At 40.0% G+C, this 19635-nt stretch carries 17 protein-coding genes; 3 read left to right on the top strand and 14 right to left on the bottom strand.

Annotated elements, in window-relative coordinates:
* Positions 1 to 10 precede the first annotated feature (10 nt).
* From GARC_RS20240 to GARC_RS20205, 9 genes are all read right to left on the bottom strand, one after another.
* Positions 11 to 217, bottom strand: a complete 207-nt coding sequence (locus GARC_RS20240) for a cysteine-rich CWC family protein (RefSeq protein WP_007623814.1) — start codon at positions 215 to 217, stop codon at positions 11 to 13.
* Positions 210 to 1253, bottom strand: coding sequence for a serine hydrolase domain-containing protein (locus tag GARC_RS20235; RefSeq protein WP_007623813.1), 1044 nt, complete (start codon positions 1251 to 1253; stop codon positions 210 to 212). Before GARC_RS20235 ends, GARC_RS20240 begins: the two co-directional genes overlap by 8 nt.
* A gap of 442 nt (positions 1254 to 1695) precedes the next feature.
* Entirely contained in the window at positions 1696 to 3057 is a 1362-nt protein-coding gene (lysC, locus tag GARC_RS20230) for a lysine-sensitive aspartokinase 3 (protein ID WP_007623808.1), read from the bottom strand.
* Between the two features lie 192 nt (positions 3058 to 3249).
* Complete coding sequence (locus tag GARC_RS20225) at positions 3250 to 3702, bottom strand: DUF192 domain-containing protein (protein WP_007623807.1); 453 nt, start codon at positions 3700 to 3702, stop codon at positions 3250 to 3252.
* 34 nt (positions 3703 to 3736) lie between these two features.
* A complete protein-coding gene (locus GARC_RS26955) occupies positions 3737 to 3970 on the bottom strand; it encodes a hypothetical protein (protein WP_007623806.1) in 234 nt (77 codons plus the stop codon).
* 137 nt (positions 3971 to 4107) lie between these two features.
* Positions 4108 to 6720, bottom strand: coding sequence for a bifunctional aconitate hydratase 2/2-methylisocitrate dehydratase (gene acnB / locus GARC_RS20215; protein ID WP_007623805.1), 2613 nt, complete (start codon positions 6718 to 6720; stop codon positions 4108 to 4110).
* A gap of 322 nt (positions 6721 to 7042) precedes the next feature.
* Positions 7043 to 9847, bottom strand: a complete 2805-nt coding sequence (locus GARC_RS20210; protein WP_007623804.1) for a bifunctional aconitate hydratase 2/2-methylisocitrate dehydratase — start codon at positions 9845 to 9847, stop codon at positions 7043 to 7045.
* 131 nt (positions 9848 to 9978) lie between these two features.
* A complete protein-coding gene (locus GARC_RS27605) occupies positions 9979 to 10104 on the bottom strand; it encodes a hypothetical protein (RefSeq protein WP_007623803.1) in 126 nt (41 codons plus the stop codon).
* A 186-nt stretch (positions 10105 to 10290) separates the two neighbouring features.
* On the bottom strand, positions 10291 to 11382 hold the full coding sequence (locus GARC_RS20205; protein WP_226989245.1) for a PQQ-dependent sugar dehydrogenase: 1092 nt from the start codon (positions 11380 to 11382) through the stop codon (positions 10291 to 10293).
* Positions 11383 to 11538: 156 nt separating this feature from the next.
* Between GARC_RS20205 and GARC_RS20200 the strand changes: the two genes are divergently transcribed.
* Positions 11539 to 12003: a hypothetical protein gene (locus GARC_RS20200; RefSeq protein ID WP_007623801.1), complete on the top strand. Its 465-nt coding sequence runs from the start codon at positions 11539 to 11541 to the stop codon at positions 12001 to 12003.
* A gap of 65 nt (positions 12004 to 12068) precedes the next feature.
* Here GARC_RS20200 and GARC_RS20195 read toward each other — a convergent pair whose 3' ends face one another.
* The 4 genes from GARC_RS20195 to GARC_RS20185 form a co-directional block, all read right to left on the bottom strand.
* The gene (locus GARC_RS20195; RefSeq protein WP_007623799.1) at positions 12069 to 13742 is read right to left on the bottom strand and encodes a DUF3466 family protein; all 1674 of its coding nucleotides are present in this window, start codon (positions 13740 to 13742) and stop codon (positions 12069 to 12071) included.
* Between the two features lie 189 nt (positions 13743 to 13931).
* Positions 13932 to 14120: a hypothetical protein gene (locus GARC_RS27450; RefSeq protein ID WP_007623798.1), complete on the bottom strand. Its 189-nt coding sequence runs from the start codon at positions 14118 to 14120 to the stop codon at positions 13932 to 13934.
* Positions 14121 to 14126: 6 nt separating this feature from the next.
* Positions 14127 to 15443 carry a hypothetical protein gene (locus tag GARC_RS20190; protein ID WP_007623797.1) on the bottom strand — a complete coding sequence of 439 codons (1317 nt, stop codon included), beginning with the start codon at positions 15441 to 15443 and terminating at the stop codon, positions 14127 to 14129.
* Positions 15444 to 15783: 340 nt separating this feature from the next.
* Positions 15784 to 17652 (bottom strand): winged helix-turn-helix domain-containing protein, encoded by a 1869-nt coding sequence (locus GARC_RS20185; RefSeq protein WP_007623795.1) that lies wholly within the window; start codon positions 17650 to 17652, stop codon positions 15784 to 15786.
* A 170-nt stretch (positions 17653 to 17822) separates the two neighbouring features.
* Here GARC_RS20185 and GARC_RS20180 point away from each other — a divergent pair, with 170 nt between their 5' ends.
* Complete coding sequence (locus tag GARC_RS20180; protein WP_007623794.1) at positions 17823 to 18611, top strand: sterol desaturase family protein; 789 nt, start codon at positions 17823 to 17825, stop codon at positions 18609 to 18611.
* A 206-nt stretch (positions 18612 to 18817) separates the two neighbouring features.
* Here GARC_RS20180 and GARC_RS26815 read toward each other — a convergent pair whose 3' ends face one another.
* Complete coding sequence (locus GARC_RS26815) at positions 18818 to 18967, bottom strand: DUF2165 family protein (RefSeq protein ID WP_007623793.1); 150 nt, start codon at positions 18965 to 18967, stop codon at positions 18818 to 18820.
* A 185-nt stretch (positions 18968 to 19152) separates the two neighbouring features.
* On the opposite strand from GARC_RS26815, the gene GARC_RS20175 reads away from it, so the two are divergent.
* Entirely contained in the window at positions 19153 to 19545 is a 393-nt protein-coding gene (locus GARC_RS20175; RefSeq protein WP_007623792.1) for a phasin-related domain-containing protein, read from the top strand.
* Positions 19546 to 19635: the final 90 nt, after the last annotated feature.

The following is a 19635-nucleotide window of genomic DNA, read 5'->3' as shown; positions in this document are numbered from 1 at the left end:
GCCACAGGTATTAGTTTCGACTAGAACTGTGCAATTGATGTTTCAAAGCACAAGCTTTACATATACATTTTTTATTTTTATCTGCATCAGATACTTGGTTTAACAAACTATCTGGAAAGCTTATTGCACTATCCATACACCAACAGGCTTCATCTTTATTGCTGGGTGATAAGTTACCGCAAAAATTGTTCTCACCACACACGGGGCAATTATTCATCAATATTTATTTCCTTACGTAGGATCCTGACAATTCGGTTGTAAACAACAAGCGCTGTTAATTCGGTCTCGTCACTGACCGTATTCACAAATTGGATCACCACAGTATCAATGTCTTTGTGGTAACGAGCAATACTCTGGTATCCCAAAACCCAACCTTTATGTTCATACACATAAATAGAGGAGTAAATGGCCTGCTCATTAGCGTTAAACAATGAGCCATCGTTTAACGCTCTTAAAAATATCCCCACATCCTCAGCTGTCGCTAACATGCCGAAATCAATATTCTTAAAATCGTGCTCGTAGCCTACGTAATATCCACTCATAACATCGTCACTATCCACCTCATTAAGCGAACTAAAGGTATTATTCAAATTAAGAGGTATTAATATTTGCTCCTTGATGAATTGGAAATGGCCGTAACCCACCACCTTTTCTATGAGTTCAGCTAACAATAAATAATTAGTATTCGAATATTCATAATCTTCATCTGGTTCAAAGCGAGCCGGCAAATCAAGTGCCAATGAAAGCTCCCCACTACTGCCTTTTGGTGGGTTATCCCAATGGAAGTCAGGATGGTCAGTATAATTGGGAATGCCACTGCGATGTTGCACCATCATCTTCAAGGTTATTATTTGTGTATTTTCAATTCTTCCCACAAGCTCTGGAAAATAATCAGCGAGGGTTTTATCCAATGACAAACGTTGCTCATTGACTAGTTTGGCGATAGCAGCGGCAACGTATAACTTGCTGATACTGGCAATCTTGAATAAAGCTTTTGGGTAGGCAGGTATTTTATTTTTTCGATCATGCCAGCCAGCGCTATACAAAGCCGGAGCTTGGCCTGCTTTATCCACATACACAATAATGCCGTCCAGCCCATAACCAACGGCATCATTAACTTGCTGTTGCACAGTATCAGGTAATGGCGTGATCCAAGCCCATATTCCATTCCAAGGCGGGAATATCACAATACTGATGCACCCAACGGGGATCATGATTATTCTAAGTATTCGTATCAGTTTCTTTTTTTGCATGTGTTATTACCTTCCAAGCCGTCTGATGCATTACCAAATACCAGCCGCTACACTTTTAATGGTGGCCTTTTTCCGCTGCAACTATGGTCGGGAAATTTGTTATGTTTTCTTTTTATTTGAAAACATAACCTTTACTGGTTGGAAGTCGAGTTAAATACAAAGGTTAGCTTCGTACTTACCCCAACATTCCGATTGATTTTTACAGCATTTCACAAAGTTAGCCTGTTGAAAAGACTAATCTAGAGTTGATATTTGATGATCAAACCAAGGCATATATTTGTCGGGATTTTTGGATATCTCAGAAGATTGATACTTACTTTTTGCTGCTGAAGCAAAAAGTAAGTCGTACAGAAGGGGATCAATGTGAAAAAGTCATGGATGCCACTAAACATAACCCAAGCTTTTAGTGCTTTAGCTTAAAGCTCCTAGCTCGCATCTGCTCTTACTCAAACAAAGCCCTATGTAAAGCACAAACCACATCCTGACTGTCACTGTCATTCACCAACAAAGAAAGATTATGGGGATTCGCACCATAACAAATCATTCGTAAATTATAATCTGCAACAGCTGCAAAGATCTTGCTAGAAACGCCAGCAGCACTGTGCATGTTGTTTCCAACCACAGTCACCAAATCGTAGTTTTCTTCGACTAAGACATCACAAAATTGGCCTAGCTCTTCAATGGTTTCTTGGTTAAGACGTTTCAACACTGAGTTAGCTGGGTTGTCTAGGGTAAAAGACACCGAAATTTCTGATGTGGTGATCAAATCAACGCTGAGTTTGTGTTCGGCAATGATAGTAAATACTTTTTGCAAGAAACCCTGTGCATACATCATCTTAGGGGTTTTAACAGTTACCATAACCTGCTCTTTACGGCGCGTAATTGCACGATAAGAAGGTTCAGTAACACAATCTCTGACAATCCAAGTACCACCTTTTTCAGGCTCTTTACTTGAACCAACAAAAACTTTTATATCTTGTCTAAGTGCAGGCTCCATTGTAGCCGGGTGTAATACCTTGGCACCAAAAGTTGCCATTTCTGCGGCTTCTTCAAAGCTCAGTTCTGGTAATGGACGGGCTGATGCAGTGATCCTAGGATCAGTAGTGTAAACACCGATCACATCAGTCCAAATCTCACAGGTTTCGGCACCTAATCCTTCAGCCAACAAGGCCGCGGTAAAATCTGACCCTCCGCGCCCCAAAGTTGTGGTGTTGCCTTGTTGGTCAGAACCAACAAACCCTTGGGTAACTAACACAGAATCAACCAATGCAGGTAACATCAGTTGTTTAGCCGCAATGGCTATTTGTTCGAGGTTTGGTACAGCCTGACCAAACTCACTGTCGGTTTTAAGTACATTACGCACATCAAAGTTTTCAGCCTTTACATCAAATTGGTTTAACACTGCACTGAACAACAATGAAGACATCCTTTCGCCATGAGACAACAAGGAGTCTTTTAAATCAGCGCGATGGTTTATTTCTTCATGTAGGGCTAACTCAGATAATGAACTTTGTAACTGTTGTAGTTTTGGCTCTACTTCATCAATGTTTTTAAGGGCCTGTAAAATAGCCTGTTGAATACTGTCTATCTCAGATAGTTTTTGTCTAATTTGTTCTTTAGACATGGCCGTATGGGCAATATCCACTAACAGATTAGTGACACCTGCTGATGCGCTGACCACTACTACTTTGGTATTTGGATTGTTTTTAATAATGTTGGCGCAATTTTGCATGGCAGCAAAATTTGCCACACTAGTACCACCAAACTTAGCTACATTCAGGTTATTAATCGCGGTGTTACTCACTGTTTTTCACTCATTAAACTAAATCTTGTTGTGTATAAAAATAACAGTTTTTGTTTATAATTAAAAAGTAAAAATTGGAGAATGGATCAGCTATTTTGGAATAGTATATTCGTCTTGAGTAGCCTGTTTTGATTCAGGCTACTGCGGAGTTTAAGCAGATGCAACAAGTTAAGATATATTCCATATTTTCGCTTATGGTTTATTGCTCAGCGGAACCGTTACAGTATCCCCTACTTTGATACCGTTTTGTGCAAACCAGCCTTGATTCATTTCCCAAGCGTACAGCACCTTCTGTGATGCACTTGTAGTAGATAAGTCGTGGGGTTGCATAGCTTTGATATCAGTAATTTTGCCATCTGTACGTATAAAAGCCACATCGAGGGGGATAAGGGTATTTTTCATCCACATGCCGGCTTGTCTCGGTTGTTCAAAATTAAACAACATGCCGCAGGTCTTACACATATTTTCTCTATGCATTAAGCCTTGTGCACGCAATTCAAAGGTATCGGCATATTCCAAGGGATACACTTGCTGCTTAACCTTGACCTGAATCTGTGAAAACACCAAATCGCCAGAGTTAGCAAAACTCATGCTAGCAATAAGGGTTAATAAAATAACCATATGTGGAAAACGAAAAATAGACATAATATTGTTTACTTAAAAAAGTTAGCTGTACATATTACAGTTTTTTGCATGAGCAGCCCATGTCTTTATTGCTGGTTTCCCATTCCTGAAAATCACCTTGCACACATCGCTGCTGCAACGTCCTACATTCAAGTGCGTTATATTTCACCTCAGTATCTGCACCATCAGCGACAGCACTACCGACAAATTGTCTGACGTTATTCTTGGTACACCCTGCAAAAAGAGTGGCGACAGCAACTACCAAGATGACCTTTATAGAAAATTGCATTCTTCATCCTAATCAAAAATTACTAACAGTCTGAATGGTAAATCACCAATAAGTTCAGATTGGTACTTAACAATAATTGGCATAAAAAAACCGGCACTACCAAAAGGTAATACCGGTTTATATTTGCCAGTTAGAAACTAAGCAATATTTAAGGCTGGAATAATATTTGCCTGTGCTTCTTCTGCAGCTTTTTTGAACGCGTCCATACGGTCGAAGTTTAAGTATTTAAATACTTCAGCAGACATAGACTCAATCTTACTCGCATAAGACATATATTCTTCTGTAGATGGGATCTTACCTAAAATCGCACCTACTGCGGCTAGTTCAGCTGAACACAAATACACATTTGCGCCATCGCCTAGACGGTTAGGGAAGTTACGAGTCGAGGTAGACAACACAGTTGAATTGGGCTCAACTCTTGCTTGGTTACCCATACAAAGTGAACAGCCCGACATTTCAAGGCGAACACCCGCATTGGCATAAATATCGTAATAGCCTTCTTCGGTAAGCTGAGCTTGATCCATTTTGGTAGGAGGTGACATCCACAAACGGGTCGGCAATGTGCCTTCAAACTGCTGTAACAACTTGCCTGCTGCTCGGAAGTGACCGATATTAGTCATACAAGAACCAATAAAGACTTCATCAATTTTGTTGCCTGCTACCTCAGATAACGTTTTCGCATCATCCGGATCGTTAGGACAACATAGAATGGGCTCTTTAATTTCAGCTAAATCAATTTCGACTACTTCTACATATTCAGCATCTACATCAGCTTGCATCAATTCAGGTTTATCTAACCATTCTTGCATCTTACGAGCACGTCTTTCTAGTGTACGAGCATCGCCGTAACCTTCGTTAATCATCCAACGTAACATAGTGATATTAGAGGTTAAGTACTCAGCAATAGAATCTTCCGACATCTTAATGGTACAACCCGCAGCTGAACGTTCTGCAGACGCATCAGACAATTCAAACGCTTGCTCAACCGTTAAGTCGTTTAAACCTTCAATTTCTAATATTCGACCCGAGAAAGCATTCACTTTGCCTTTTTTGGCAACAGTCAATAAACCTTGCTTGATACCGTATAATGGAATGGCATGTACTAAGTCACGTAAGGTGATACCAGGCTGCATTTTACCTTTAAAGCGCACTAAGATTGACTCAGGCATATCAAGGGGCATCACACCGGTTGCAGCAGCAAAGGCAACTAAACCAGAACCCGCTGGAAATGAAATACCTAGAGGGAAACGAGTATGTGAATCACCACCAGTACCTACGGTATCAGGCAACAACATGCGGTTTAACCAAGAGTGAATAATACCGTCACCAGCGCGAAGTGATACACCACCTCGGTTCATAATAAAATCAGGCAAGGTATGCTGAGTTTCGATATCGATTGGTTTTGGATAAGCGGCAGTATGACAAAAGGATTGCATGGTTAAGTCAGCAGTAAAACCTAAACAAGCTAAGTCTTTAAGCTCATCACGGGTCATAGGACCGGTAGTATCTTGTGAGCCAACTGTGGTCATTTTAGGTTCACAGTATGTACCAGGACGAATTCCGTCTACACCACAGGCACGACCCACCATTTTTTGTGCAAGGGTATAACCTTTACCTGTATCAGCAGGTTGATCAGGCTTACGGAATAAATCAGATGGACCCAGACCTAAAGATTCACGGGCTTTTTCAGTTAAGCCACGGCCAATAATTAAGTTAATACGGCCACCAGCGCGCACTTCGTCGAGTAGTACATCAGACTTGTATTGGTACTCGGCTAAAACTTCACCCGTTTTTGAGTTGGTAATTTTGCCTTCCAGTGGGAAGATATCAATCACATCGCCCATATTCATTTTTTCAACGTCGGCTTCAAATACTAACGCACCGGCATCTTCCATAGTGTTATAGAAAATAGGCGCGACTTTACTACCGATACAAATACCACCACCACGTTTGTTTGGTACACCGGGTAAATCTTCACCAAAGAACCATAAAACTGAGTTAGTCGCCGATTTACGTGAAGAGCCTGTACCTACAACATCACCCACAAAAGCAACAGGATGCCCTTTTGCTTTCATTGTTTCGATTTGTTTTAACGGTCCTACTTCACCGTGTTTTTCAGGCTCAAGACCATCACGAGTCATTTTAAATGCAGCGCGAGCGTGTAATGGGATATCAGGGCGAGACCAAGCATCAGGTGCAGGCGATAAATCATCGGTATTGGTTTCGCCAGTTACTTTAAACACAGTGGCAGTGATTTTTTCTGGCATATCTGGGCGCGATGTAAACCATTCAGCATCAGACCAAGACTCAATGATGTCTTTTGCGTAAGCGTTACCGGCTTTAGCTTTTTCTTCTACGTCATGGAATGCATCAAACATTAATAAGGTATGTTTAAGTTCTTCTGCGGCCAATTCGGCTAAGTCTGGGTTATCAAGAGCTGCAACTAAAGTGACTATGTTGTAACCGCCATGCATATTGCCTAACAATTGAATGGCAGCGTCTTTAGAAATTAAAGGCGAAGTGGCTTCACCCTCAACGATTGCAGTCAGAAAACCTGCTTTAACATAAGCGGCTTCATCAACACCAGGAGGTACACGATCAGATATTAGCTCTAATAATACTTCTTCTTCACCAGCAGGTGGCGCTTTTAACAACTCAACTAAACCCGCAACTTGTTCAGCGTTTAGGGCTTTAGGGGGAATACTCTGGGCGGCACGTTCTGCAACGTGTTTACGATAGGCTTCTAGCACAATTTGGTCCTCTAGGTTGACTCCGAAAACAACTACAACTACTGGAGTGTAGGAATGTAACCGCACAAGTATAAGGGTTATTAACAAAAAGTATAATTGGAGCGGACCATTGTTTGTTTAGTATCAATATTTACTTCATTTTTATGCAAGCTGGTTATTGATATTTAGGTCGGTCAATACAGAGGTATGAATTTTTTATGAATACTAAGATGAAAAATATAAAGGCGACTTCCCTATATTAGTTGATTCAAGTTTTACCTCGTTCAACTAAAAGAAGTCGCCCCTACCGCTTTTTTTACTTTAACTTTTAAAATGTACTAACTTAGCTAGGATCAGCAATTCTTACTGCCGCTGGCTCTGAAGTTAATGCATGAGTAGGTGGAGCAAAGTCAGTTAAGTTAATACCGTCAACTGCAGCTTTATACTCATCCATTGAAGGGAAACGCCCCAACATAGCTGAAAGCACCACTAATGGGGTAGAACCTAATAATGACTCACCTTTCTTCTCAGCACTATCTGCCACAACACGGCCTTGGAACAAGCGAGTTGAAGTAGCAATAACTGTGTCGCCAGGTTCTGCTTTTTCTTGGTTACCCATACATAAGTTACAGCCTGGGCGTTCTAAATAAAGGATGTTTTCATACTTAGTACGTGCAGCATCTTTAGGGTGAGCATCATCAAATTCAAAACCTGAATATTTCTTCAAGATTTCCCAGTCGCCTTCAGCTTTAAGCTCATCAACAATGTTATATGTTGGTGGCGCTACCACAAGCGGCGCTTTAAATTCAATTTTGCCGTTTTGTTTTTCGATGTTGCGGAACATTTGCGCGATAATTTGCATATCACCTTTATGCACCATACAAGAACCCACAAAACCTAAATCTACTGGCTTATCCGCATAGTAAGATACAGGGCGAATAACGTCATGGGTATAACGCTTAGACACGTCATCGTTGTTTACATCAGGATCGGCAATCATAGGTTCATTAATTTGATCTAAATCAATCACCACTTCTGCATAATATTTAGCGTTATTATCTGGTGTTAGCGCAGGTGTTACACCTGACTTGATACCTTCAATACGCTTGTTAGCGATATCGATAAGACCTTGTAGGGTTTTAGCAGAGTTTTCCATACCTTTGTTGATCATGATCTGGATACGGCTCTTAGCAATTTCTAAAGAACCAATTAAGGTCTCATCTTCAGAAATACAGATTGACGCTTTGGCTTTCATCTCTGCAGACCAATCAGTAAAGGTAAATGCTTGGTCAGCTAATAAAGTACCAAGATGTACTTCGATTACACGGCCTTGGAAAACGTTTTCGCCATCAAATTGCTTAAGCATTTGCGCTTGTGTTGAATGAACCACGTCACGGAAATCCATGTACTTTTTCATATGACCTTTAAAGGTCACTTTTACCGACTCAGGAATTGGCATGGCCGCTTCACCTGTAGCAAGTGCTAACGCTACTGTGCCTGAGTCAGCACCAAATGCGACACCTTTAGACATACGAGTGTGAGAGTCACCACCGATAATGATAGCGCGGTCGTCCACTGTGAGATCATTCAATACTTTATGAATTACATCAGTCATTGCGGGATAAACACCTTTAGGATCACGTGCTGTGATAAGGCCAAAAGCGTTCATAAAACTCATCAATTTAGGAATGTTAGCTTTTGCTTTGCTATCCCAAACTGAAGCCGTGTGACAACCAGATTGGTAAGCACCATCAACGATTGGAGAAATAGTTGACGCTGCCATTGCTTCAAGCTCTTGGCATGTCATTGGTCCAGTGGTGTCCTGAGAACCCACAATATTGACTGTAACACGCACATCCGAACCTGCGTGTAATGCATTTTTAGAGGTTACACCAACAGCATTTCTATTAAAGATTTTTTCAACTGCGGTTAAACCTTGACCTTCGATTGAGGTTTCTTTTGCAAGTGCAAATACTGCAGGCGCATCGACACCTAAGGTTTCAGCAGCGAATGTTTGCAGTTTTTTACCAAATACCACAGCGTAAGAACCACCCGCTTTCATGAATTCTACTTTTTGCGGGGTAAAGGCTGACGATATATCAGCCAGTTCTTTGCTGCCGTTGAATAACTTTTTCGCTTTGGTATCAATAGTTAATACTGTTCCAGTTGCGACTGAGTAAACTTCTTCTAGTACTGAATCGCCATTTTCGTCAACCACTGTCTTGCCATTTGCATCGACTTTCTTAATCCAGTTTTTAAGATCAAGACCAATACCGCCGGTTACATCAACCGTGGTTAAGAATATTGGAGAAATACCATTTGTACCCGCAACTACCGGTGCAATGTTGATAAATGGTACATAGGGACTTGCCTGCTTACCGGCCCACAGTGCGACGTTATTCACACCAGACATACGAGATGAACCTACACCCATAGTGCCTTTTTCGGCAATTAACATCACTTTCGCGTTAGGATGTTTAGCTTGTAACGCTTGAATTTCTTTTTGCGCTTCTGGGGTGATCATACATTGGCCGTGTAATTCACGGTCTGCACGAGAATGAGCTTGATGACCTGGCGATAATAAATCAGTAGAAATATCACCTTCACCCGCTATATAGGTCACCACTTCAATTTTTTCAGCTACTTCAGGTAATTTTGTAAAGAATTCAGCTTGGGCGTAACTTTCTAAAAGTTCTTTAGCAACCCCATTGCCTGCTTTAAAAGCAGCGTCAAGACGGGCTGTATCAGCATCGTATAAAAATACTTGTGTTTTTAATACGTCAGATGCTTTAGCAGCTAACCCAGCATCGTCACCTAATGCAAGGTCAAGTAACACTTCAATTGAAGGGCCACCTTTCATGTGTGATAACAATTCAAAAGCAAATTCAACTGAGATTTCAGCAATAACCGCTTCGCCAAGGATGATTTCTTTTAAGAATTTAGCTTTTTCACCGGCTGCACTGGTTGTGCCAGGCAAGGTGTTATAGATGAAGAAATTAAGCGACACTTCTCTGTGCTCATGAGCCGAGTCTTTAATTTGCTCGATAATTTCGGCTAATAATTCAGCACCATCAATTGGCTTAGGCGCCAATCCAAGATCTTTCTTACGACTTTCAATTTCTTCAAGATATTCTAAAAACAAACTCATATACAACTCCAAAGGGCTATTACATGCTAATAATCTGATGATTAGCAGGTTAAAATTTTGTCTACTGTCTACTTAATTTTTTAACCATTAAGCATCATTTGGTAAAATAAGCACGACTGACAATAAGTGGCTTATCCACCAGCGGCTGGCGCTTTTATTAACTCAACTAAACCGATAATTTGCTCAAGGTGCAACGGTTTAGTTGGGAAATACTCTGCGCCATGTTCTGCAAAGTGTTTACGATAGGCTCCTAACAAAATGAGTGTACTCAGGTTAATGCTTAAAACATCAGACCCTGAAACATAGGAATTAAACCCCAACAGTATAAGGGTTATTAACAAAAAGTGGAATTGTGAAGAAGACTTGTTTAGCTATAATCAGTATTCATTTAAGTTATAAGTTACTGAAATTAACAGTTTTTTAACAAAAAACTATTAATAAAGCTAATCTGGCAACACTCGAAGGATTTTTCCCTTATCGCTATCGGTTAATATATAAATTGAACCATCTGGGGCCACTCTGACATCGCGTATCCTTTGCTCGAGTTCTTTAAATAAAGATGTCTGCCCCACTACTTTTAAATCATCCATCTGTACCCAGCGCACCTCTTTGAACTTCAATACGCTAACTAACAAGTCGCCATTTAAAGCTTTAAACATTTCTCCAGAATGCACAGCCATGCCTGAAGGAGCGATAGACGGAGTCCAATCTAAAAAAGGTTGTTGCATGTTGGGATATTCAGTAAAAGGGCTGATGCGTGAGCCAATATAATCGAGTCCTTTGGTGATAACAGGCCAGCCATAATTCACTCCTGCCTGGATAATGTTAAGTTCATCTCCACCATCTGGCCCGTGTTCGTTTGAAAAAATCACCTGACGCTTAGGATCGTAAAGTATGCCCTGATGATTTCGATGCCCATAACTAAACACATAATTGTTTGCTGCGTCGGGAGTGTCGCTCAAAAATGGATTGTCTTTTGGCACACTACCATCATCTTTGATGCGGATTATCTTGCCTAATAGACTGTCGAGTCGTTGCGCATCTTCGCGATAATCAAAGCCATCACCACTGGTTATTAACAAAGAGTTATCAGGTAGAAACGCCATACGCCCGGCAAAATGAACTGGGGTTGACTTAAAAGGAGTCACGGTAAAAACAACCTGCTGTTCAGTCAGCTTATTGTCTATTAATGTTGCTCGCATAACCTGTAAAGCGTTTTTATCATCATTACCTATAACATAAGAAAGATATAACCATCGATTTTCGGAAAAGTTGGGGTGTAAAATCACTTCTAACAATCCACCTTGCCCTTTCACATAAATATCAGGCAAGCCGCTAATCGGTTCAGAAACATTACCACCGCTTACTTTTCTTAATTTCCCTGTACGCTCGGTGACCAGTAAACTTCCATCAGGTAAAAATGCTAAAGACCAAGGAAAATTTAGGCCGCTGGCAATTTCCTGTATTTGATAGTTAGGGAACTGTGACTGTTGCGCCGCTAAGCCACCAACATTGCAGCTTAATAGTATAATCAACGCAAAAATAAAACCCCGATATGGCATAGTTGTTCAGTCTCTAAATTAGAATAGGATCCGAATGTCGGAACATAGTTTTATTGATATTAACATCCAGTTCGCTCATTATCGCCCTCATTCTTTAATCCGCATCAAGACTAAAATAAGTAATCCATTATGAAATTAAATTTTTACCTTAGACTTTGTACACATTTTCTTGTTGCAGTGATTTTTGCATTTGTTTTAGCAAGCTTGTTTCATAGCCAATTTGTAATGGCTGAATTGACCAAGGTAGGGGTGGAAATATTGTTCAACGACCGCCTCAGTATGAGTATTGATGATCTATTAGGCCTATACCCAACTTATGGGGTAGTGATAGCCGTTAGTTTTTTGATTGCTTTTATCGTTGCAAGCCTATTAATCAAAAAGTTCGGGTTATCCCCTTATATTATGTATTGTTTGGCCGGAGGCATAGGTGTCGCTGTGGCACTTTTGGCTATGCATCCTATTCTAGATATAACCCTTTTAGCAGGAGCGCGCAGCACATTTGGTTTTGTCTGCCAGAGCCTAGCAGGAGCGATGGGGGGCTGGATTTTCAGTTATTTACGAACTCATCAAATAAACGCAAAAGCTGTCATCTAAGCAACTTTTGCGAACTCGATTACGTCTTGCCATAAGGCATTAATCCTTATGGCAAGCTTCTATTCTTAGTCCTTCTTAGTTGTTCTTAGTCGAATTAAACACAACAAAAATAATCCTAAGTTAAGCACTAAAGGCATACTTGCTCCTTGTCGTACCTGTTCTTCTTCATAAACGTCACAGTTATCAATAGAACCACCTAATATGGGAACCAGTTTTACCGCTACAACTGTATCTACTTCTGTTTGCCCACCTAATTCATCTAAGACTATTTCACCGCGAATGTTTTTTTGCGGTTTTGAAACCAATGCTGTTGCGACAATTTCATTATCATCATTAATCCCATTCGCCTGCACGATATCGTATTCTGAATTACATTCAATAAGTGTATTAAGCCCTTGAAAAATATCATTTTTATAATCGTACACAAAGCCCTCAGTTCTGCGAGTAGTCAAACTATAATCTGATTCACCGTAACCCACGACAAAGCCTTCATTATTAATAGAGGTTGCCTCACTAGAAGAGCCATCAAAAAAGTCGTCTGGGTAAGTAGTGAGATCGGCTTCGATGTCATGTACAAAAAATTTGTTGCGAGTAGTACCATTTACATCTTTAGTAATATACCCCACAACTAGGCCGTCGTTGTTAATATCCGATGCTGTGCTGGTATACACATCTTCATCTTCATTGATGGTAGTAACTTGATCACCAATATAAATAGCGGCGGCTGTAGTTAATGTTGTGGTGTCCTGATAATAACTAGGCGATACTCCCACTGCAATTCCATAATCATTAATGGCTACTGCGGTACTAGTAAACACAGCAGTGCTTGCATCATCAGGTTCAATCAGCATTCCAAGCGTGTAAGTGTCAATTAAATTTCCTCGCTCATCTAATTGCCATATCAAACCTCTTTGCTGGGCGACCGAAGCCACATTGCTCATTAAACTAATGCTCAATGAACGTAAACAAGATTTTTCTGGCACGTCACCTCTTTCACTAGGATCACCACAGCTCTCAACTTCTGTTGAATAGGTATCTGATACAAATTCAGTTGTGCCATAACCCACCACTTGGTTGCTAGTATTGATATCATAAGCATCGCTTAGACCACCAGCCGTGACATCTGGTGGTGGCAGTTCTGTGATGTCACCATCCACTTGGGCAAAGCCCCGAGAATAGAAATCGTTTAGTACATAAGTCAGATCGTAAAAGTCTTCGTTAAGATAAGTCAAAGTGTAAAAGCCATCTTGACTCTTACCTACTGTATAACCGAAATCGTTGATCGATCTTACTTGTGTGGTCACACTGTTTCTGTAGCCATCGGTATTAGGGTCAATAGTATCGAAACCTCGTAATATCTCACTGTAGGTTTCAGTGGCTAGATAACTATTTAAACTGGCTATTTGTTGAAACTGTTGGTCTTCTGAATATGTCGATACATAACTATATATCCAACTATAATCAAAATCACTCAAATCCCCGCCACGCACACCATCAATATTCTCTAACCCTGCTATGACAATGGCAGATTCAAAATTGATTAAACTTGTATCAATAGGCGGGCTGTACTGCAGCTCCATATTAACAACCGTTTCACCCACATTGTTGATTGCCACTGGGAAAGTACTGCTGCCCAATTCTGCCACTGGCAATTCAATAACTTTATATTGCGCTGCGTTAACTTGTGATATAGCTAAAAGTGAAAGAGTAAAATTACCTGCAATTATTGCTTTTTTCATTGGAGATCCTGCTGAAACTATTTTTACTTATGTATCACCGCAAGATATTGAGGTGACAGCAAGCGACGGTTTAAATAACGCAAACGCTTACCCAACACTTAAAAGCTTGTATAAGGAATAAATAGAAAATGGGTTGGCCGAAGCAAATGACAGGGCATGCTCATAAACTTCGACAACAATTAGATAGGTTTAATCAGATTTTTTCTGATTAACCAAAAACATTTGATACCCTGATGAGGCAGAATCATCTTGCTCAAATATCAAAAATTGCTCCTGACTATTTTCACCTAATACCATGTTCAGACTATCCAAAACGATATCGGTACCGTCTATGGTCGCGATGGCGTAAATATCATAAGTATTATTAAGTAATGTCAAAGAACCTTAGTTTTCTTGTAAAACCGATAATAAGTTTTCAGCAGTAGCAATAATCTCGTCATTTAGCACAAAGTAAAAAGTCACTCGGCTAAAATCTTCTGAATTTGCCAAATTAACCACTTTTACGCCGTGGCTGTATATGCTTGAACTGCTACTTTTAGTCAGGGTCAAAGATTTGATTACAATCTCATAGTCATCAACTATACCATCACCATTTTCGTCAACATCACCATCTTCATCTTCGTCAACCGCATCTTTTCGACCATATAAAAAGATAGTATTATCGGCGTTTTCTTGCAGGCTAAGCAACGCATCTTTAATGTAGAGATCTCTAGTATCAGAATTAAGAACGTCGAAGGCGTAGTCGCCATTAGAGGTGATAGTCGACTCACTAAACTGACCTTTAGCCAAATTATCTATTTCGACTTCACTCACGTCGCCAATTCTAACCTGGATATCAATTTTTCCTTGGTAATCAGGCAAATAATCGTTATTAGCAATGGCATTATAAAAACCGAATTCCGCTTCTGAATCAACATCTTGCAATTCTGTAATGCCATTAGTCCCAATGCTGTCAATAGTAAAATCTGAAGACCCCACACCTGTATTGTCACGCAGCACTATGATGTACTGGCTTACCACCGAATAGGACTGATCTACTGAGGTATAAATAACGTCAGTACTGCCCGGTAAGGTGATATAAAAAATATACTGGTCTTGTTCAAGTTTTATATTGTCAGATAGGGTCTGATAGTTAACTGTGGCCAAAAACTCCGCTTCGTTAAACGTTTCGTTGTCTTTAGATACATATAAATCGACACTTTGAATGCCTTCATGGATATTCAACAAACGGATATTAAATAAATCATCATCAGCGTCGTCATCATCATCGATAATGTCTATATCAAACCTTAGTACTTCTGGGTTACGTACATCACCAGTTAAAGCAATAAAACTAATTTCATCTGACTTGATGCTAACACTGTCCTCGTAGATAATTTCTAGATCGTTTCTATCGCTGCTTTCTTCGTCCTGCCAAGCCAGTTCAATAAAATAGGTATCAGTATCTAAGGCGTTATTAGCGCTGACTTTGGTATAACCTACCGAGCTATAGGTTACTTCTATTTCGTCATCATCATCGTCATCAAGGTTTTCATCTACTGTTAAAAAAATAGATGGGGCATTGGGCGAGGCATTATAAAACTTCACATAACCTGTCCCGTTATCATCATCACTAGAACATCCCGATAGCACCAATATTGATAAGCTAATACATAACATGAGTGATTGATAAAAAGGCTGACCCACTTTGCTAAACTTCATTGTATCTCCAGTTACTTTTGTTTTATTACAGATGTCGATAAACAAATGGCTTATCGAATAGATGCTGATGTGACTTAAGGGTTTAAGCTAAGTTCATTGACTAAAGTCGATTTACACATTCTTTACACAATTGCTGGAAATATGTACTTTGGGAGTGACTCAACAGTGAAAGTTAAGTCCATTGGCGAAGGTCGTTTTATACATTCTTTAAATATTTTCTGGAAATGAGGGATGGGATTTTTCTCAGAAAACCTCAACTGATAAATATCGATGATGACAATAACCAGTAATCGGGCTTATCAATCAAGAGGCTTTTCTAGCACTTTAATAGTTTCGAAATTTAACGAGAGTACTTGGCAACAGAATCGTTATCTAAGCCTACTCTTGTTAATAATGCTAAAAATCGCGGATCATTTTTTATGCTTTTTAATCGCGGATCGTTACGAGTAAAAACAAGGCAATTTGAACGGTAGTTTACTGCATCATTAAACAGCTTAAACGCTTTGTTTGGCTGGTTAATCAGCAAATAAGTGATGGCGGTTTCGTAGGGACATAAAAAACTTTCAACTTTTTCAGCTTTGTCTAATAAAGGGGGGATTTTACTTAGCTGTCCGGCGTGCCCATAGGTTTGTGCCAATGCTAGTAGAGAATATGGAGAGCCCGTGTCTAACAATACGCCCTTTTGGGCTAATGCAATGGCACGTTGATGCTCACCGGCCAATGATGCTGAAACACTGGCTCCACTGTATATTAATCCGACTTCGGGATGTAATTGGATTTTGTCTTTGGCCCATTGTATCGCGGCGTCATTTTCACCCACCATTGCTAATGCCCAATGTCCCCAGTCAGCAAGCTCAATGTTTAGCGGGTCGAGTTTATTGGCTTTTTCTAATGTTTTATAAACCCCCTCCACGTCGCCAATACCAGAATAATAAAGTGCAAAACCAAGCTCTGTGAGTGCAAGGTTTGGGTCTTCTGCGCGGGCAGCATTTAATACTTTCCAAGCATCTTGCCAGCGCCATGCAAATACATAAGCCAAGCCCAGAGATGACAGCGCCTCTGCTGAATCTGGCCGAATAGCCAATGCAGACAATACTGAGTCAACAACATTAGGTAAAACCTCTGCAGGCTTCTCAAAATAAGACATGATTATACGAAAGGCGTCAGCCTTGGCTACATAAGCCCCATCAAATTGTGGATCTAATGTTATAGCCTGAGAAAACAACACAACTGCAAGTTTCAAAGAATCATAAGTCAGCAGATTTAACTGCTTTTGACCTGCCACATAGAGTTCATAAGCGGCCAAATTGGATGTTGGTAACTCAGCTAATGCACTTTGTTCTTTTGCAAGGATCACTACCTTTAGAGAATCAGAGACTGATGCGGCGATATCGGTCTGAACCGAGAAGAAATTGGTGTTATCAATGCGACTTTGATAGTGGTCATTCCATACCAAATCATGGTTATCTAAACTCTCTAATACGGTGGTTATTTGAATGCTTACATTGCCTTCTACACTCACAATGGCATCTAATAAATAATGCACATCGGGAAGTTTTTCACGAACATATGCTGGTGTTTTGTTATGTTTAAAAGCAAATGCCGACGAAGCTGGGATCACTCGTAAACCAGAAATTTGTCTGAGTTTTAAAATCACTTCGCGAGTGATTTGATCTGCAAAGGGTTGCCATTTATCGATGTCTCCTCCTGAAACACTGAAGGGTACCACCAGTAGATAAGGTCGGGGATCAGACACAAGATCGGGCGAGGTAGGCCTAGTCGTCTGCCACCCCAAAAATATCAAAATAATAATAGAAAAGATCAATAAACCCAGTTTTGTGAGTTGCCGCTGATTATTTAATAAAGGAGTTGGGATCGTTTCGGGAAGATTTTCTGCAGCTATTTCCAACACCTCTGCTACAAACTGATAACCACGTCCTCGAATAGTTTTTATAACGAGTTGAAGATCACCATTATCACCAAGAGTCTTTCTAGCACTTTTAATATGGTTACTTAAGGTTGTATCTGAGACCTCACGGCCTGCCCATATTTTCTCAAACAATTCATCACGCGAGACTATTCGCATGGGATTTTCTATCAAATAAACCAGCAGATCGAACACTTTGGGCTCAACAGAAACATCAGTACTGCCAGAAGTAATCTGGAACTGTGTTGTGTCAATTTCAAACTCTGCGACTCGATATTTCATAAGTATTCCCTGCTACCAACATTTTGCACCAACAACCTCCTATAACAAAGGATAAACCAAAAAAATTACTTAATGGTTAGCTAATGGTTACGCAAAATTCAAGCAAATGAATAGTCACATTCGATACTAGACAGCTGCAACCAACACTATTTGTCATCAAGGAAAAGACTATGCCTACACCAATTGAAATCTTACTTGACCCTATTTCTTTGAGCGTCCTCGCTCTATATGCAGCATTAATGATACTCGAAGCTATAACACCGGGACGCAAGCTGATAAAAGTCAAAGGGTGGATACCACGAGCAATGCTAACCTTTGTCGTGTATTTTTACCTTGCTAGCTACCTACCTCTATATTGGGACAAGTACCTAGTCGAATATCAACTACTCAACCTTGCTTCGATGAATGTGTATTTGAGCACATTAATAGCCGTACTGGTGTTTGAATTTCTGATTTATGTTTGGCACCGCACTATGCATCAAACCAATTGGTTGTGGCGTTCATTCCATCAAATGCATCACAGTGTAGAAAGAGTCGATACTTATGGCGCGTTTTATTTTAGTCCCTTAGATATGATTGGCTTTACTATGGTAGGGAGTTTAAGTTTGGCGCTCATTGTTGGTGTGAGTCCGCAAACCACAACTTACTTTTTATTCATTACTATGTTTTTGGTAATATTCCAACATACCAATATCAAAACACCCCAGTGGTTAGGCTACTTAGTGCAACGTCCAGAAAGCCACTCAGTGCATCATGAAAAAGGTGTTCATGCCTATAATTATTCTGACTTACCTATTTTCGATATTCTGTTTGGTACGTTTAACAATCCCGCCAACTTTGCGGCCGAAATAGGATTTTACAAAGGAGCCTCAGCAAAAATTCCTGACATGTTACTTTGTAGAGATATAGTGACGGCACAAAACAAGTCACAGCAGAAAACACTTAAAGAAATTCACTAAAAACGGGGCGGCCTAGTACATCATATGATGTATGCGCAAGCTGAAATATTCTTCGAAGAATGGTTTGAAAAACAACCTAATTTCGCAATGTTTTATTGGGGTTATCGAAGCGAACTTGTGTAGTACTAGCACTATTGTATGCAAGTTCAACGAAGATTGACGCAATAAAAGTGGTGTGGGACTGTTTGGCCTCTCCGGTGTTCAGGTTAACTGTACTTCGCGACCACGAACAAAGCAATGAAACCAATAAAGCCACCATATCGGAACGCTGATTGCAGCACTGGACCCAGCATAGATTCAGAACGCCACAATTCAAACCAGCTTTCAGCGATGATAATAAAACCACCAAACAACATAATTAGTTCCATATTTTAAAATTCGCGTAATCGCACGCCAATTTAGGAATAATTAAGTCGCTCACTAAGATTTAAAATAATTTCAAAATAGTTGTGTAATTAGTATGCGATTTCTAATTTATCTCCCTAATATAGAACCCATCAAAGCAAGACCCATAATTTTAAATATCAACGGAGTAAATATTATGAACAACATCGACATGATTAAAGAAAAAGCCGCTACTGCTGAAGATATGGCTCGTAAAGTTTGGTTAGCTGGACTTGGTGCATATGGTAAAGGCTATGAAGAAGTAAAAGGCCGTATCGAATCACTATCAACAGATTCAAACAAATTGTTTAACGAGCTAGTAGTTAAAGGCGAAAAGCTTGAAGCTGAAGGTAAAGACAAAGTTGAAGAAGTAAAAACCAAAGTGGTTGAAAAAACTGAAATCGAAGCTCGCATCGAGACAGTTCGCAGCAAACTTGGTTTGAACAACACAGACAATGACCAGAAAATCGAAGAGTTAAGTGCAAAAATAGACGCATTAACAGCTGCTGTTGCTAAATTAGCTGCTAAGCCAGCGGCGAAAAAAGCTTAATTTCAACTTAGTTTGTAAGTAATAAATAGAAGAGAGCCCTAGGGCTCTCTTTTTTATATTTAATGAGTTGCTAAATTTAAATCTCTTTCC

Origin of the sequence: Paraglaciecola arctica BSs20135 (genome assembly GCF_000314995.1) — a bacterium.
GTDB classification, from domain to species: Bacteria; Pseudomonadota; Gammaproteobacteria; order Enterobacterales; family Alteromonadaceae; genus Paraglaciecola; species Paraglaciecola arctica.
The sequence above is the reverse complement of the archived record's forward strand: the minus strand, read 5'-3'. Positions and strand labels throughout refer to the sequence as shown.

Excerpts from the sequence above, each read along its gene's own strand:
- GARC_RS20210 (WP_007623804.1), bottom strand. The coding sequence starts at position 9,847 with ATGAGTTTGTTTTTAGAATATCTTGAAGAAATTGAAAGTCGTAAGAAA.
- GARC_RS20190 (WP_007623797.1), bottom strand. The coding sequence starts at position 15,443 with ATGAAGTTTAGCAAAGTGGGTCAGCCTTTTTATCAATCACTCATGTTA.
- GARC_RS26815 (WP_007623793.1), bottom strand. The coding sequence starts at position 18,967 with ATGTTGTTTGGTGGTTTTATTATCATCGCTGAAAGCTGGTTTGAATTG.
- GARC_RS20175 (WP_007623792.1), top strand. The coding sequence starts at position 19,153 with ATGAACAACATCGACATGATTAAAGAAAAAGCCGCTACTGCTGAAGAT.
- GARC_RS20225 (WP_007623807.1), bottom strand. The coding sequence starts at position 3,702 with ATGTCTATTTTTCGTTTTCCACATATGGTTATTTTATTAACCCTTATT.
- GARC_RS20180 (WP_007623794.1), top strand. The coding sequence starts at position 17,823 with ATGCCTACACCAATTGAAATCTTACTTGACCCTATTTCTTTGAGCGTC.
- GARC_RS20240 (WP_007623814.1), bottom strand. The coding sequence starts at position 217 with ATGAATAATTGCCCCGTGTGTGGTGAGAACAATTTTTGCGGTAACTTA.
- GARC_RS20185 (WP_007623795.1), bottom strand. The coding sequence starts at position 17,652 with ATGAAATATCGAGTCGCAGAGTTTGAAATTGACACAACACAGTTCCAG.
- GARC_RS20195 (WP_007623799.1), bottom strand. The coding sequence starts at position 13,742 with ATGAAAAAAGCAATAATTGCAGGTAATTTTACTCTTTCACTTTTAGCT.
- GARC_RS20235 (WP_007623813.1), bottom strand. The coding sequence starts at position 1,253 with ATGCAAAAAAAGAAACTGATACGAATACTTAGAATAATCATGATCCCC.
- GARC_RS26955 (WP_007623806.1), bottom strand. The coding sequence starts at position 3,970 with ATGCAATTTTCTATAAAGGTCATCTTGGTAGTTGCTGTCGCCACTCTT.
- GARC_RS20200 (WP_007623801.1), top strand. The coding sequence starts at position 11,539 with ATGAAATTAAATTTTTACCTTAGACTTTGTACACATTTTCTTGTTGCA.